General features: G+C 69.9%; 14 protein-coding genes and 2 pseudogenes. 11 read left to right on the top strand and 5 right to left on the bottom strand.

Going from position 1 to position 15443, the window contains the following annotated elements:
- Positions 1-25 precede the first annotated feature (25 nt).
- From uvrC to AWC19_RS09900, 5 genes are read left to right on the top strand one after another with little or no spacing between them, the layout of a single operon-like run.
- Entirely contained in the window at positions 26-1969 is a 1944-nt protein-coding gene (gene uvrC / locus AWC19_RS09880) for an excinuclease ABC subunit UvrC (protein WP_085077877.1), read from the top strand.
- Positions 1966-2877 carry an RNase adapter RapZ gene (gene rapZ, locus AWC19_RS09885; RefSeq protein ID WP_085077878.1) on the top strand — a complete coding sequence of 304 codons (912 nt, stop codon included), beginning with the start codon at positions 1966-1968 and terminating at the stop codon, positions 2875-2877. Before uvrC ends, rapZ begins: the two co-directional genes overlap by 4 nt.
- The gene (yvcK, locus tag AWC19_RS09890) at positions 2874-3962 is read left to right on the top strand and encodes a uridine diphosphate-N-acetylglucosamine-binding protein YvcK (protein WP_085077879.1); all 1089 of its coding nucleotides are present in this window, start codon (positions 2874-2876) and stop codon (positions 3960-3962) included. Before rapZ ends, yvcK begins: the two co-directional genes overlap by 4 nt.
- Entirely contained in the window at positions 3959-4936 is a 978-nt protein-coding gene (gene whiA, locus AWC19_RS09895) for a DNA-binding protein WhiA (protein WP_085077893.1), read from the top strand. Before yvcK ends, whiA begins: the two co-directional genes overlap by 4 nt.
- A gap of 21 nt (positions 4937-4957) precedes the next feature.
- Positions 4958-6349, top strand: coding sequence for a WS/DGAT/MGAT family O-acyltransferase (locus AWC19_RS09900; RefSeq protein WP_085077880.1), 1392 nt, complete (start codon positions 4958-4960; stop codon positions 6347-6349).
- Between the two features lie 9 nt (positions 6350-6358).
- On the opposite strand, the gene AWC19_RS09905 is transcribed toward AWC19_RS09900, so the two are convergent.
- The 4 genes from AWC19_RS09905 to AWC19_RS09920 form a co-directional block, all read right to left on the bottom strand.
- Positions 6359-6622: a hypothetical protein gene (locus tag AWC19_RS09905; RefSeq protein ID WP_085077881.1), complete on the bottom strand. Its 264-nt coding sequence runs from the start codon at positions 6620-6622 to the stop codon at positions 6359-6361.
- An 86-nt stretch (positions 6623-6708) separates the two neighbouring features.
- Positions 6709-7980: an alpha/beta hydrolase gene (locus AWC19_RS09910; RefSeq protein WP_085077882.1), complete on the bottom strand. Its 1272-nt coding sequence runs from the start codon at positions 7978-7980 to the stop codon at positions 6709-6711.
- The gene (gene fadD12 / locus AWC19_RS09915) at positions 7980-9611 is read right to left on the bottom strand and encodes an acyl-CoA ligase FadD12 (RefSeq protein WP_085077883.1); all 1632 of its coding nucleotides are present in this window, start codon (positions 9609-9611) and stop codon (positions 7980-7982) included. Before fadD12 ends, AWC19_RS09910 begins: the two co-directional genes overlap by 1 nt.
- 3 nt (positions 9612-9614) lie before the next feature.
- On the bottom strand, positions 9615-10427 hold the full coding sequence (locus tag AWC19_RS09920) for a lysophospholipid acyltransferase family protein (protein ID WP_085077884.1): 813 nt from the start codon (positions 10425-10427) through the stop codon (positions 9615-9617).
- A gap of 331 nt (positions 10428-10758) precedes the next feature.
- Here AWC19_RS09920 and AWC19_RS09925 point away from each other — a divergent pair, with 331 nt between their 5' ends.
- The 5 genes and pseudogenes from AWC19_RS09925 (at position 10759) to AWC19_RS09940 (ending at position 14202) form a co-directional block, all read left to right on the top strand.
- On the top strand, positions 10759-11100 hold the full coding sequence (locus tag AWC19_RS09925) for a hypothetical protein (protein WP_245848880.1): 342 nt from the start codon (positions 10759-10761) through the stop codon (positions 11098-11100).
- A gap of 126 nt (positions 11101-11226) precedes the next feature.
- Positions 11227-12954: a DUF3556 domain-containing protein gene (locus AWC19_RS09930; protein ID WP_085077886.1), complete on the top strand. Its 1728-nt coding sequence runs from the start codon at positions 11227-11229 to the stop codon at positions 12952-12954.
- A 6-nt stretch (positions 12955-12960) separates the two neighbouring features.
- A pseudogene (locus AWC19_RS31580) lies at positions 12961-13035 on the top strand (hypothetical protein); the annotation flags it as partial.
- A pseudogene (locus tag AWC19_RS09935) lies at positions 13030-13215 on the top strand (FAD-dependent oxidoreductase); the annotation flags it as partial. The pseudogenes AWC19_RS31580 and AWC19_RS09935, both read left to right, overlap by 6 nt.
- Positions 13216-13395: 180 nt before the next feature.
- Positions 13396-14202 carry a L,D-transpeptidase gene (locus tag AWC19_RS09940; protein WP_085077887.1) on the top strand — a complete coding sequence of 269 codons (807 nt, stop codon included), beginning with the start codon at positions 13396-13398 and terminating at the stop codon, positions 14200-14202.
- Positions 14203-14338: 136 nt separating this feature from the next.
- Here the strand turns inward: AWC19_RS09940 and AWC19_RS09945 are convergent, their stop codons facing one another.
- Complete coding sequence (locus tag AWC19_RS09945) at positions 14339-14977, bottom strand: beta-xylosidase (RefSeq protein ID WP_085077888.1); 639 nt, start codon at positions 14975-14977, stop codon at positions 14339-14341.
- A gap of 293 nt (positions 14978-15270) precedes the next feature.
- Between AWC19_RS09945 and AWC19_RS09950 the strand changes: the two genes are divergently transcribed.
- Positions 15271-15443: glyceraldehyde 3-phosphate dehydrogenase NAD-binding domain-containing protein (locus AWC19_RS09950; protein WP_245848882.1), on the top strand; the 173-nt coding region annotated here is incomplete at its 3' end.

A 15443-nucleotide genomic window follows, 5' to 3' on the forward strand; every position in this document is an offset into this window, starting at 1 on the left:
CGCCGTCGACTATTAGCCTGGGTATGTGCCTGATCCCGCCACGTATCGCCCCGCTCCCGGGTCCATTCCGGTCGAGCCGGGCGTCTACCGGTTCCGGGACACCCACGGGCGAGTCATCTACGTCGGCAAGGCCAAGAGCCTGCGCAGCAGGCTGACGTCGTACTTCGCCGACGTGGCGAGCCTGCACCCCCGAACGCGGCAGATGGTGACCACCGCGGCCAAGGTCGAGTGGACGGTGGTCAACACCGAAGTCGAGGCGCTGCAGCTCGAATACAACTGGATCAAGGAGTTCGATCCGCGCTTCAACGTCCGCTACCGCGACGACAAGTCGTACCCGGTGCTGGCCGTCACGCTGGGCGAGGAGTTCCCGCGGCTGATGGTTTACCGCGGGCCGCGGCGCAAGGGGGTGCGCTATTTCGGGCCGTACTCGCACGCGTGGGCCATCCGCGAAACGCTGGACCTGCTGACCCGGGTGTTTCCCGCGCGGACCTGTTCTGCCGGAGTGTTCAAGCGGCACAAGCAGATCGACCGGCCTTGCCTTCTGGGCTACATCGACAAATGCTCGGCGCCTTGCGTCGGCCGGGTCAGCGCCGAACAGCATCGCCAGATCGTCGACGACTTCTGCGACTTCCTGTCGGGCAAGACCGACCGGTTCGCCCGCGAGCTCGAACAGCAGATGAGCGCCGCGGCCGAGGAGCTGGACTTCGAACGGGCCGCCCGGCTGCGCGACGACCTCGGCGCGCTGAAGCGGGCGATGGAAAAGCAGGCGGTCGTGCTCGGCGACGGGACCGACGCCGACGTGGTCGCGTTCGCCGACGACGAACTGGAAGCGGCGGTTCAGGTGTTCCACGTGCGCGGCGGCCGGGTCCGCGGCCAGCGCGGCTGGATCGTCGAAAAGTCCGGGGACCCGGGCGAATCCGGCGAGGAGCGGCTGGTCGAACAGTTCCTGACCCAGTTCTACGGCGAGCAGGCCGAATTGGGAGGCGCGGCCGACGAAGCCGCCAACCCGGTGCCGCGCGAGGTGCTGGTGCCGTGCCTGCCTTCCAACTCCGACGAGCTGACCAGCTGGCTGTCCGGGCTGCGCGGTTCGCGGGTCACGCTGCGGGTGCCGCGCCGCGGCGACAAGAAGGCCCTGGCCGAAACCGTGCAGCGCAACGCGAAAGAGGCGCTGGCGCAACACAAGCTGAAGCGTGCCGGCGATTTCAACGCCAGATCGGCTGCGCTGCAGAACATTCAGGAGGCCCTGGGGCTGCCCGACGCGCCGCTGCGCATCGAGTGCGTCGACATCAGCCACGTGCAGGGCACCGACGTGGTGGGCTCGCTGGTGGTGTTCGAGGACGGGCTGCCGCGCAAGTCCGACTACCGGCACTTCGGCATCCGGGAGGCCGCCGGGCAGGGACGCTCGGACGACGTCGCCTCCATCGCCGAGGTGACGCGGCGCCGGTTCGCGCGACACCTGAGTGAGCAGAACGACCCGAAATTGCTTTCTCCCGAAGGAAAGTCCCGCCGGTTCGCCTACCCGCCCAACCTCTACGTCGTCGACGGCGGCGCGCCGCAAGTCAACGCGGCCAGCGCCGTGCTCGAAGAACTCGGCATCACCGACGTCGCGGTGATCGGCCTGGCCAAGCGGCTGGAAGAGATCTGGGTGCCGTCGGAGCCGGACCCGATCATCATGCCGCGCAACAGCGAGGGCCTGTATTTGCTGCAGCGGGTTCGCGACGAGGCGCACCGCTTCGCCATCGCCTACCATCGCAGCAAGCGTTCGAAGCGGATGACCGCCTCCGCGCTGGATTCGGTGCCAGGATTGGGAGAACACCGCCGCAAGGCGCTGGTGACCCATTTCGGATCGATAGCCCGGCTCAAGGAGGCCACCGTCGACCAGATCACCGCCGTTCCCGGCATCGGCGTGGCCACCGCCACGGCCGTCCTCGAGGCGCTGCGCCCCGAACCACCCGGGGCGCCGGAATGACGAGCCAGGGCGAGTTCACCGACAACCACGCGCCCGACGACGCGGCGGGCATCGACGTCGTTCTGGTGACGGGCCTTTCGGGCGCGGGGCGGGGCACGGCGGCCAAGGTGCTCGAGGACCTCGGCTGGTACGTCGCCGACAACCTGCCGCCCCAGCTGATCACCCGGATGGTCGATTTCGGGCTGGCCGCCGGGTCGCGGATCACCCAGCTGGCGGTGGTGATGGACGTGCGGTCCCGCGGCTTCACCGGCGACCTGGACGAGGTGCGCAACGAGCTGGCCACCCGCAACATCACCCCGCGGGTGGTGTTCATGGAGGCCTCCGACGACATGCTGGTGCGCCGCTACGAACAGAACCGCCGCAGCCACCCGCTGCAGGGCACCCAGACGCTGGCCGAGGGCATCGCCGCCGAACGCAGGATGCTGGCCCCGGTCCGCGCCACCGCCGACCTGATCATCGACACCTCGACGCTGTCGGTGCGGGCGCTGCGGGAAAGCATCGAGCGCGCCTTCGGCGGCGAGATCGGCGCGTCCACCAGCGTCACCCTCGAGTCCTTCGGCTTCAAGTACGGCCTGCCGATGGACGCCGACATGGTGATGGACGTGCGGTTCCTGCCCAACCCGCACTGGGTCGACGACCTGCGCCCGCTGACCGGGCAGCATCCGGCGGTGCACGACTACGTGTTGGGCCAGCCCGGCGCGGCGGAGTTCCTCGACGCTTACCATCGATTGCTAAACCTGGTCGTCGACGGCTACCGCCGGGAGGGCAAGCGCTACATGACCGTGGCCATCGGCTGCACCGGCGGCAAGCATCGCAGCGTGGCGATCGCCGAGGCGTTGATGCAGCTGCTGGGCGACAACCCGCAGCTGGCGGTCCGGGTGCTGCACCGGGATCTGGGTCGCGAATGACCCGGCCCACAAACCAAGGCATCGTCGCGCTGGGGGGCGGGCACGGCTTGTACGCGACGCTGTCGGCGGCGCGCCGGCTGACGCCCCACGTCACCGCGGTGGTCACCGTCGCCGACGACGGCGGCTCGTCGGGCCGGCTGCGCAGCGAACTGGACGTGGTCCCGCCGGGCGACCTGCGAATGGCGTTGGCGGCGTTGGCATCCGACAGCCCGTACGGTCGGTTGTGGGCGACCATCCTGCAGCACCGATTCGGCGGCACCGGCGCCCTGGCCGGCCACCCGATCGGCAACCTGCTGCTGGCCGGCCTCAACGAGGTGCTCGCCGACCCGGTGGCCGCCCTCGACGAGCTGGGACGCATCCTCGGCGTCAAGGGCCGGGTGCTGCCGATGTGCCCGATTGCGCTGCAGATCGAGGCCGACGTGTCGGGGCTCGAGGCCGACCCGCGGATCTTCCGCCTGCTGCGCGGCCAGGTGGCCATCGCGACCACGCCCGGCAAGGTCCGCCGGGTGCGGCTGCTGCCGGACAACCCGCCCGCGACCCGCCAGGCCGTCGACGCCATCATGGCCGCCGACCTGGTGGTGCTGGGCCCGGGCTCGTGGTTCACCAGCGTCATCCCGCACGTGCTGGTGCCCGGCCTGGCGGCGGCGCTGCGGGCCACCACCGCGCGGCGGGCGCTGGTGCTCAACCTGGTCGCCGAGCCGGGGGAGACGGCCGGGTTTTCCGTGGAGCGCCACCTGCACGTGCTGGCCCAGCACGCGCCGGGGTTCACCGTGCACGACATCATCATCGACGCCGACCGGGTGCCCAGCGAGCGCGAACGCGAGCAACTGCGCCGCACCGCGACGCTGCTGGAAGCCGAGGTCCACTTCGCCGACGTGGCCCGACCTGGTACACCTTTACATGACCCGGGCAAGCTTGCGGCGGCGCTCGACGGGGTCCGACGGGGACACGGCGGTGGCTCGCCGGACCCCGACACCCCTTCGACCAAGGCCACCACCGAGATTCGGGTCGACGGTGAAAGTCCGGAGGCCGGCGCGAACCGGCCGGCTGCCAGGGGACCGAGGGGTGACGACGCGTGGCGATGACGACCGAAGTCAAGGACGAGCTGAGCCGCCTGGTGGTGACGTCGGTCAGCGCGCGTCGCGCCGAGGTCACGTCCCTGCTGCGGTTCGCCGGCGGGTTGCACATCGTGGGCGGCCGGGTCGTCGTCGAGGCCGAGGTGGACCTGGGCAACATCGCCCGGCGGCTGCGCAAGGACATCTTCGAGCTCTACGGCTACAACGCCGTCGTGCATGTGTTGTCGGCCAGCGGGATTCGCAAGAGCACCCGCTACGTGCTGCGGGTCGCCAACGACGGCGAGGCGCTGGCCCGCCAGACCGGCCTGCTCGACATGCGCGGGCGTCCGGTGCGCGGGCTGCCGGCCCAGGTGGTCGGCGGCAGCATCGCCGACGCGGAGGCGGCGTGGCGCGGCGCGTTTTTGGCGCACGGGTCGCTGACCGAGCCGGGGCGTTCGTCGGCGCTGGAGGTCAGCTGCCCCGGCCCGGAGGCGGCGCTGGCGTTGGTGGGGGCCGCGCGCCGGCTCGGGGTCAGCGCCAAGGCCCGCGAGGTGCGCGGCGCCGACCGGGTGGTGGTGCGCGACGGCGAGGCGATCGGCGCGCTGCTGACCCGGATGGGCGCCCAGGACACCCGGCTGGTGTGGGAGGAACGCCGGATGCGCCGCGAGGTGCGCGCGACGGCCAACCGGCTGGCAAACTTCGACGACGCCAATCTGCGCCGCTCGGCGCGGGCCGCGGTCGCGGCCGCCGCCCGGGTGGAGCGCGCGCTGGAGATACTCGGCGACGCGGTCCCCGAGCACCTGGCCTCGGCGGGCAAGCTGCGCGTCGAGCACCGGCAGGCCTCCCTCGAGGAGCTCGGCCGCCTCGCGGATCCACCGATGACGAAAGACGCTGTGGCCGGGCGCATTCGGCGCCTGCTGTCCATGGCCGACCGCAAGGCCAAGGTCGACGGCATCCCCGACACCGAATCGGCGGTCACGCCCGACCTATTGGAGGATGCCTGATCGCGGGCTAACGTTTCGGAGATGAAGCGGCTTTCGAGCGTTGACGCGGCGTTCTGGTCGGCCGAAACCGCGGGCTGGCACATGCACGTCGGGGCGCTGGCGATCTGCGATCCCAGCGACGCGCCCGAATACAGCTTCCAGCGCCTGCGCGAACTGCTCATCGAGCGGCTGCCGGAGATGCCGCAGTTGCGGTGGCGGGTCACCGGCGCGCCGCTGGGGCTGGACCGGCCGTGGTTCGTCGAGGACTCCGAGCTCGACGTCGACTTCCACATCCGTCGCATCGGCGTGCCCGCACCCGGCGGTCGCCACGAGCTCGAGGAGCTGGTGGGCCGGCTGATGTCCTACAAGCTGGACCGCTCGCGGCCGCTGTGGGAGATGTGGGTGATCGAGGGGGTCGAGGGCGCCCGGATCGCGACCCTGACCAAGATGCACCACGCCATCGTCGATGGGGTGTCGGGCGCCGGGCTGGGCGAAATCCTCCTGGACGTCACGCCGGAACCCCGTGCGCCGCAACGGGAAACGGTCGGGTCGCTGGTCGGGTTCCAGTTGCCGGGCCTCGAGCGGCGCGCGGTGGGCGCGCTGATCAACCTGGGGATCAAGACGCCCTTCCGCATCGCCCGCCTGGTCGAGCAGACCATCCGCCAGCAGATCGCCACGCTGAGCGTCAGCAGCAAGCCGCCGGGATATTTCGAGGCGCCCAAGACCCGGTTCAACGCGCCGGTGTCGCCGCACCGGCGGGTCACCGGCTGCCGCGTCGAGCTGGCCCGGGCCAAGGCCGTCAAGGACGCGTACGGCGTCAAGCTCAACGACGTCGTGCTGGCGGTGGTGGCCGGCGCCGCCCGCGAGTACCTGCAGAAGCGGGGCGAGCTGCCCACCAAACCGCTCATCGCGCAGATCCCGGTGTCCACCCGCACCGACGACGACAAGAGCCACGTCGGCAACAAGGTCAGCTCGATGACCGTCTCTTTGGCCACCGACGTCGAGGGCGCGGCCGAGCGGCTGCTGGCCATCCACGAAAGCACGCAAAGCGCCAAGCTGATGGCCAAGGCGCTGTCGGCGCACCAGATCATGGGGCTGACCGAGACCACGCCGCCCGGGCTGCTGCAGCTGGCCGCGCGCGCCTACACCGCCAGCGGGTTGTCGCGAAACCTGGCGCCCATCAACCTCGTCGTGTCCAACGTGCCCGGCCCGCAGTTCCCGCTTTACATGGCGGGCGCCAAGCTGGATTCGCTGGTGCCGCTCGGTCCGCCCGTGATGGACGTCGCGCTGAACATCACCTGCTTCTCCTACACCGACTACCTGGACTTCGGCTTGGTCACCACGCCCGAGGTGGCCAACGACATCGACGAGTTGGCCGACGCGATGGAACCGGCGCTGACCGAACTCGAGAAGGCCGCGGCGCTGGCGCAGTAGTCCGGGTCGCTACGGGTCGTCGTCTTCTTTGTGGTGGAGGAGTTTTTTGGGGTGTTGGTAGGTGTTGGTGCGGGGTTGGCGGGCCGGCGCATTGATCACCGGATGCTCGAGGGCCGGCAGGCGCCGGCGCAGCCGTTCAACACGCTCCAGCAAAACCAGCTGCTCAGGGGTCGTCAATGCTTCGCAATCGAATTCGGCCACCGCATCAAAGCTGGCGTCCAGGATGTCCAAGGCGATCGACAACGCCTCACGATCCACACCCTTGCCAGCCATGACCCCAACCTAGCCACCCCCACCGACAAAACCGCCGCCAAGGATTCACAGAAACAAAAGTGACGCAAGGGATTACGGGGACGCCCCTAGCCTCCGTCCGGCGGGTTCGTCACGTACACCCACGACAGGAACCGCGCCACGGCTTCGGCGGACCGGTGCGCCCGCGGCGAACTGAAGATGTCGAAAGCGTGTTGGGCGTGCGGCAATTCGGCGTAGGCGACCGGGGACTTCGACACCGCCCGCAATTCTTCGACGAACTCCTGGGCCTCCCCGACCGGGATGAGCGAATCGTCGCGGCCGTGCAGGACGAAAAACGGTGGCGCGTCGGCCCGCAGCCGCCGGATCGGCGACGCGTCGACGAAAATGTCGCGGCGCCGGGCGATTTCCCGCTTCACCACAAACTTTTCCAGCAGCCACACGAACTCGGGGCGGCCCTCGCCCTCCGTGGAGAACCAGTCGTAGCGGCCGTAGACCGGAACCGCGGCGGCCACCGACGTGTCGGCGTCTTCGAAGCCGGGCTGGTACTGCGGGTCGTTTTGGGTCAGCGCCGCCAGCGCGCAGAGGTGGCCGCCGGCCGACCCGCCGGTGATCGCGACGAAATCGGGATCCCCGCCGTAGCGGGCGATGTTCTCCTTGACCCAGGCCAGCGCCCGCTTGACGTCGACGATGTGGTCCGGCCAGGTGTGCACGGGGGAGACCCGGTAGCCGATGGACACGCACACCCAGCCGCGCGCGGCCAGGTGGCTCATCAGCGGATAGGCCTGCGGGCGGCGCATGCCGATCACCCAGGCCCCGCCGGGCACCTGCAGCAACACCGGCGCCTTGCCGTCGCGCGGCAGGTCGCGGCGGCGCCAGATGTCGGCGAGGTTGGCCCGCCCGTGCGGGCCGTAGGACACGACGTTGGTCTTCTCGACGTAACGCCGGCGCGCCACCGTGTTGCCCAGCGGCAGGTTGCGCCGCCCGCTGCGGGTGGGCCTGGTGTGCGGCAGGTCTCGCAGCGCCTCGGCGTAGTCGTCGCCGAGCTGGTCGCGCAGCCCGGCCTCCAGCACCGGGCCGGGCGTGGTGACGCCGCGGTAGCGGATCACCCCCAGGATCGCCCACGACGCGGCCGTCAGCGCCAGGGCCGCCTTCCCGCGCCGCCCGGCGAAGTCGCCGCGGCGCCCCCGCCGCACCGCGTCCAGCAGCGAGGCGGAGAAATACAGGCCGGGCACCTCCGACGTCGGCCAGCCGAACCAGAACACCAGGACGGTGGTGTAGCCCTTGCGGGCCAGTGGGCGTAACCCGTTGGCGGCGTTGGCCAATTCGACCGCGGCGCGCAGCAGCGGGCGGGGCTTTCGGATCGTCCGTGCGAGCCGCATCAGCCGCCTACCCGGGCATGCAGTTCGGCGCGCAGGATCTTGCCGGTGTTGCCGCGGGGGAGATCGTCGAGGACGGTGATCTCGCGGGGCACCTTGTAGTTGGCGAGGTTCTCCCGCACGTGCCGCTTGAGGGTGTCGGGGGCGGCCCCTTTATCGAGGCGAGCGCCCGGTGCCAACACCACGAAGGCCGCCAGCCGCTGGCCGTACTGCTCGTCGTCGACGCCGATGACGGCGGCCTCGGCCACGTCGGGGTGCGCCGCCAGCGTCTTTTCCACCTCGATGGGGTAGACGTTCTCGCCGCCGGAGACGATCATCTCGTCGTCGCGGCCGATGACGAACAGCCGCCCGGCCTCGTCGAGGTAACCGACGTCGCCCGACGACATGAAGCCGGCGTGGAACTCCTTTGTGGCGCCTGAGGTGTAGCCCTCGAACTGGGTGTCGTTGCGGACGTAGATGGTGCCGACCTCACCGGCGGGCAATTCGTTGAATTCGGAATCCAGGATCCGGATTTCGGTCCCGCCCGCGGGCCGGCCGGCGGTGTCGGGCGCCGCGCGCAGGTCCTGCGGGGTCGCGGTGGCGATCATGCCGGCCTCGGTGGCGTTGTAGTTGTTGTAGATCACGTCGCCGAACTGGTCCATGAACGCGATGACGACGTCGGGCCGCATCCGCGAGCCGGATGCCGCGGCGAAGCGTAACGACTTGCAGCTGTACCGATTTCGCACCTTTTCCGGCAGCTCCATGATGCGGTCGAACATCACCGGCACCACCGCCAGCCCCGTCGCTTGGTGGCGGTCGATCAGCGCCAGCGTCGCCTCGGGGTCGAACTTGCGGCGGGTGACCACCGTGCAGGCCATCGAGGCGGCGAACACCAGCTGGGAGAAGCCCCACGCGTGGAACATCGGCGCCACGATCACGATGGTCTCCTCGGCGCGCCACGGCGTGCGGTCCAGAATCGCCTTGAGCGTGCCGATCCCGGCGTTGCCGCCAGTTTGATTGGCGCCCTTGGGACTTCCGGTGGTGCCGGAGGTGAGCAGGATCATCCGGCCCCTGCGGCCGGTGCGGTGGGGCCGTTGCCCGGCGTGGCCGGCTATCAGCCTCTCGACCGTCAGCTCGTGCCGCCCGTCGGTCCACGCCACGATGCGGGTGGCGTCCGGCTTGTCGGCGAGCGCGCGGTCCACCGCCTCGGTGAACTCCTCGTCGTAGACGACGGCGGCCACGCCCTCGCGGTTGACGACCTCGGCCAGCGCCGGGCCGGCGAACGACGTGTTGAGCAGCACGATGTCGGAGCCGATGCGGTTGGCGGCCACCAAGGCCTCGACGAAGCCGCGGTGATTGCGGCACATGATCCCGACGACCTTGGGTTGACCCGACGCAAGCTTTTGGAAGGCCGCGGCCAGCGCGTTGATCCGCTCGTCGAGCTGCCGCCAGGTCAGCGTGCCCCGCTCGTCGATCAGGGCGGGACGGTGGGGGCAGCGCTGTGCCGCGCTGGCGAAACCGGACGTGATGCCCAGCCCTTCGCGGCGCATGGCGGCGGCGATCCTGACGTAGCGGTCGGGCCGCATCGGCGCGATCATCCGCGCGCGGCTCAGCGTCCTGACGATCCCGAGGGCCTGATCGATCCGAGATGCCATGGCTCAGCCCAGGATCGGGAAGCGGCGCTTGCCGGCGAGCTCGGTGAGCGCGGCCTGCATCACCGACCGCACGTGCTCGTCGACCTCGTCGAAATCCGGGTCGGCGCCGAACTCGGCTTCGACGTCGATCGGGTCCAGCACCTGCGTCACGATCTTGGTCGGCAGCGGCAGGTTCGGCGGTATCACCGCGCTGAGCCCGAACGGGAAGCCGATCGACAGCGGCAGAATCTCGCTGCGCAGCAGCCTTTTTAGCCCCAGCCGCTCGGCCAGCCAGGTGCCGCGCGACAGGTACAGCTGGGTCTCCTGCCCGCCGATGGACACCGCGGGAACGATGGGCACGCCGGACTCGACCGCCGTGCGGACGTATCCCTTGCGGCCGTTGAAGTCGATGACGTTTTCCCACAACGTGGGCCGGTACGCGTCGTAGTCGCCGCCGGGGAAGACTATCACCACGCCGCCGGACCGCAGGGCCCCCGCGGCGTTTTCCCGGCTGGCCCGGATGTAGCCGGTGCGCCGGAAGAACGACCCCGTGGGGCCGGCCATCAGGATGTCGTGGCTGAGGGTGTAGACCGGCCGGTCGTAGCCAAACCGCTCGTAGAAGTGCACGGTGAAGATCGGGACGTCCATCGGGAACATGCCGCCGGAATGGTTGCCGACCACCAGCGCGCCGCCCGCCGGCGGGAAGGACTCCAGGCCGTGCACCTCGGCGCGAAAGTACGTTTTCACGAAGGGGCGCAGCACCGCCACCATGCGTTGGGTGAGGCCGGGGTCGAATTTCTCGATGTCGCCCGCGTCTGCGGCGTCGCTGTCGGTCACGTTCCTCCCTCAACGGCCCCGGGGGCGGCATTGCCCCGTGAGTCACTCGATGGTAGCTAGCGGGGCCGGGGCGTTTGGGTTGCCCGCCCGGCACTGCGGGGTACCCGCCGGCGCCTATGGCGCCGGCCCGTCCCGGGGGCTATCGTTACCCCCTGCCAAGCACCCGCTGTCAGCCGAGAGAGACGAGATGGACGTCGCCGGTGTGTCCGACGAGCGCGATGCCCGCTCGGTCGCCGGGCACAGGTCGAACAGCGCCCGCGATCGACGCGGGCGCAAGCCTCACAGCAGCGCCGTCCGGCCCGGGCCGGCCAACGTACGTCAAGGAGGGGCCATGGCTTCGATGACTGTGCACCGTCCCGCCGGTGAGGCGGAGCTCTCCGCCGCGGCCGCCGAGACAGCCGATCAGCTGCAGGCCGGCTACTTTCTGCGGGTGCTGGCGCAGAACCGCCGCCATGTGGAGCACCGCGTCGCCGAATACCGCAAGGCGATCGCGGCCGCGGAGGCCGCCGGGGACACCGAGCGCGCCGCTAGCCTGCGGCGGATGGCCCGCCTCGAGGAGAAGGACCGCGAGGCCCTGGACGGCATGATCGAAAAGCTGCGCGGCCGCTTCCCGTCCCGGGCGCAAGGCGGGGCTGCGCGCCTGTCGCGCAGGGCTCGCCCGGCGGTCCGCTAGGCCGCCCCGGGTCGACGCAATCGCCTGCCGCGCAGCGTTTTTCTCCGTCTGGACGAAACCCATGCGGTGTGGCCGATACATTGGTATCGGCCACTGGTTTCACCTCCGACGCGAATGAGGCCACCCATGGGATTCATGTCACCGGAGCTTCCGGACGTCGACCCCGACGCGTGGCAGCAGCTGCCGCGGGCGACGCGACTGCAGATCGTCACCCGGCACTGGGCCGAACACGGCTTCGGGACGCCGTACGCGGTGTATCTGCTCTACGCGACCAAGATCGCCCTGTACGTCGCCGTCCCGGCCGCGATCATCTCGCTGACCCCCGGCCTGGGTGGGCTGGGACGTATCGGTGACTGGTGGACGCAACCGATCGTGTACCAGAAGTTCATCGTCTTCACGCTGCTGTTCGAGGTCCTGGGCTTCGGCTGCGGGTCCGGGCCGCTGACCGGCCGATTCATGCCGCCGATCGGCGGATTCCTGTACTGGTTGCGGCCCAACACGATTCGGCTGCCGGCATGGCCCGGCAAAGTACCGTTCACCCGCGGCGACACCCGCACCGTCGTCGATGTCGCTCTGTACGCGGTCGTCTTGGCCGGCGGCGTGTGGGCGCTGTCGGCGCCCGGTCCGCTGATCGACCCCAAGCGGGTGCTGCCCACGATCGTCGCCCTGGCCCTGCTGGGCCTGCGGGACAAGACCATCTTTTTGGCCGCCCGCGGCGAACACTACTGGCTGAAGCTGCTCGTGTTCTTCTTCCCGTTCACCGACCAGATCGCGGCATTCAAGATCATCATGCTCGGATTATGGTGGGGCGCAGCGACTTCCAAGCTCAACCACCACTTTCCCTACGTCGTGTCGGTGATGACCAGCAACAACGCGCTGCTGCGCAGCAAGCTCTTCAACCCGCTCAAACACCTGCTCTACCTTGACCACGTCAACGACCTGCGACCCTCCTGGCTGCCCAAGGTGATGGCGCACGTCGGGGGCACCACGGCCGAATTCTTGGTCCCCGGGATTCTGGTGTTCGTCGCGGACGGGCGACCGTGGCGCTGGTCTTTGATCGCCTTCATGGTGATCTTCCACCTCAACATCCTCTCCAACCTGCCGATGGGGGTGCCGTTGGAGTGGAACGTGTTTTTCATCTTTTCGCTGTTCTACCTGTTCGGCCACTGCGGCACGATCCATGCCGTCGACCTGTCCTCACCGCTGCTGCTGGCCATCCTGATCGTCGCGCTCGCCGTGGTGCCGATCGCGGGAAACATGTTCCCGCAAAAGATTTCGTTCCTACCCGCGATGCGCTACTACGCCGGCAACTGGGCCACCAGCGTGTGGTGCTTCCGCGCGGGCGCCGAGGACAAGATCGAGGCCAACATCGTCAAAAGCTCCGCGCTGGTGATCAATCAGCTGGCCAAGCTCTATGACGCCAAGACCGCCGAGATCGTGAGCGACAAGACCTCGGCGTTCCGGGCCATGCACACGCACGGCCGGGCGCTCAACGGCCTGCTGCCGCGGGCGTTGGGCGGCGAGTCCAACGAGGCCGACTACAGCGTGCGCGAGGGCGAAATCGTCGCCGGCCCCCTGATCGGATGGAACTTCGGCGAAGGCCACCTGCACAACGAACAACTGCTGGAGGCGGTGCAACGGCGCTGCCAGTTCGCCGACGGCGACGTCCGCGTCATCGTCCTGGAGAGCCAGCCCATCTATGTCCAACGGCAGTCGTATCGCATCCTCGACGCCAAGGCAGGGGTCATCGAGACCGGCTACGTCGAGGTCGCGGACATGCTGACCCGGCAGCCGTGGCCCGAGCCCGGCGACCAGTTCCCCGTCCACGTCACGACGCAACGCGCCACGCGCTGACCGCCGATGGCCAAGGCGGTGGTCGTCGGGGCCGGGCCCAACGGCCTGGCCGCCGCCATCCACCTCGCCCGCAACGGCGTCGCCACCGACGCCGTCGTCGGCCAGATCGAGCGGTTCGCGCCCGGGTTCCGCGACCGCGTCATCGGCACCGTCAGCACCGGCACCGCCGGGTTGCAGGTGGTCCTGCGCCCGCGCGTCGCCGTCGACCCCTACGCCACCGGCGTGGCGGGGGTCTACCTGTGTTCGCAGTCCACGCCGCCGAGTCGGCGCTGCGTTGGTTGCGCCGCCAAACCGGCGCGAAACCGGGGCGACCCGCATGAAACCGGTGTAGCCGAACCGTGACAGACACTTGACCGAATCGCGAACGCGCCCTGGCACTTCCGCAGTCCACGCCCCCTAACATCCCTATTGCAAAGATGTCAGTTAAAAGGACTGGGGCCCATGCGTGCGATGGTGCGGTGTGTTCTTGCGGTGAGCGTGATCGGTGCCAGCGTGGTCGCCCAGCCCGCCGACGTGAGCCTTGCGGCGGCGAACCAGCCGTACGGCTCGGCCGTCGCCTCGGTGCTGCCGGCGCGGGACGCCGTGGTGGGCGTGGCGCACCCCGTGGTGGTGACGTTCCGCGCGCCCGTCACCAATCGGCGCGCGGCCGAGCGCGCCATCGACGTCAAATCGGCGCCGCCGAGGACCGGCAGGTTCGAGTGGATTGACGACGACGTGGTGCGCTGGGTACCCGACCGCTTCTGGCCGGCGCACAGCACCGTGGCGCTGTCGGTGGGCAACGTGCACTCGGAGTTTCAGACCGGCGCCGCCGTCGTCGGCGTGGCCAAGATCTCGGATCACACGTTCACCGTGACCATCGACGGGCTCGAGGAGGGGCCGCCGACGTCGCTGCCCGCGCCGCACCACCGGCCCCACTGGGGGGAGCAGGGCGTGATGCCGGCCTCGATGGGCAGGCCCGAGTACCCGACGCCCGTCGGGTCCTACAGCGTCCTGTCCAAGGACCGCACGGTGATCATGGACTCGAGCAGCGTCGGGATCCCCGTCGACGATCCCGACGGCTACCGGATCCCGGTGGACTACGCCGTCCGCATCACCGGCCGGGGACTCTACGTGCACTCGGCGCCGTGGGCGCTCAACGCGATGGGCCTGGAGAATGTCAGCCACGGCTGCATCAGCCTGAGCCCCGAGGACGCCGAGTGGTACTTCAACCGGGTCAACGTCGGCGACCCGGTGATCGTCGAGGAGTAGCGGGCGCCGCCCGCAAACGCTGTTGCGGCGCACGGTGTTTCGCCGCCACGCGATGATTTCGCGATGATTTCGCTGCACACACGAAACGGACCCGCCGCGAGCAACCCGGCGGGTCCGTTCAGCGGACGGGATCGGCTCAGCGCGCAGCCGAAGGCCCGGGCGGGGTCGGCTGGCCGGGCACCGGGCCGCCCGCGGGAGCCGGACCGGTCGGTTCGCCCTTCCCGGTCCCGGCCATGTCGATGATCGGGGCACCCGCCGGCGCCGCGGCCTCCACCGGGCCGCCGGCCAGCGCGATCAGCGGGGCGCCGACCGGCACCACCGGCACCGGGGCGCCCACGGGCACCGGCGCGCCCACGGGCACGGGGGCGCCGAGCGGCACCGGAGCGCCGACGGGCACCGGCGCGCCCGCCGGGATCGGCGGCCCCAGAGCGATCAGCGGAGCGCCCGCCGGCACCACGGGAACGGGCCCGGGCGCGACCAGGGGAACACCGGACATGTCGGTGAGCGGCGCGCTGGCCGTACAGACGGGCGCCGCGGTCGCTCCGCCGGCGCCCGCCGCGCCGGCGGCCGCGGGTCCGCCCGCCGCGGGCGCCCCGCCGGCCGCTACCGGACCGGCCGCCGGCGCCCCGGCCTCGGCCGACTGGCCCTGCATGCACGCGTAGCCGCCGGTTTTCAGCGGCGTGGCCGCCGCGTCCGGGCTCATCGCTATGGCGGCCCCGCACAACCCGGCGATGGTGGCGCCCACTTTGACGTTGAACCGATCGAAGACCGTCATCGTCGTCGACTCCTTAAGCACTCAGTTTTTCGCGATCAATGGTCAGCAGAACCGCATAGCCGTACCGCAGTCGTGTCGAATGTAGGGCCCGTCGTTGCTATTGGACACGCGACGATTCCGCGGCTTATCGAACCGATACACACCAGACACGCTCCGGTGACCGCGGCCGCCGCAACGCCGGTGCCGGCCGCGGCACTGCTGACCAGGCGGGCGGCGGCCCGTGCCACTGATCTAGGCTGGCGAGGAGCGTTCATCAGCGAACTCACAGAGTTTACGAAGACAGGGAGAGACAAGTGACGGTCCGAGTTGGCATCAATGGTTTCGGTCGAATCGGACGCAACTTTTATCGGGCGTTGCTGGCCCAGCAGCAGCAGGGCGGCGCCGACGTGGAGGTGGTGGCGGTCAATGACATCACCGACAACGCCACGCTGGCGCACCTGCTGAGGTTCGACTCGATCCTGGGCCG

The organism is Mycobacterium palustre (genome assembly GCF_002101785.1).
GTDB classification, from domain to species: Bacteria; Actinomycetota; Actinomycetes; order Mycobacteriales; family Mycobacteriaceae; genus Mycobacterium; species Mycobacterium palustre.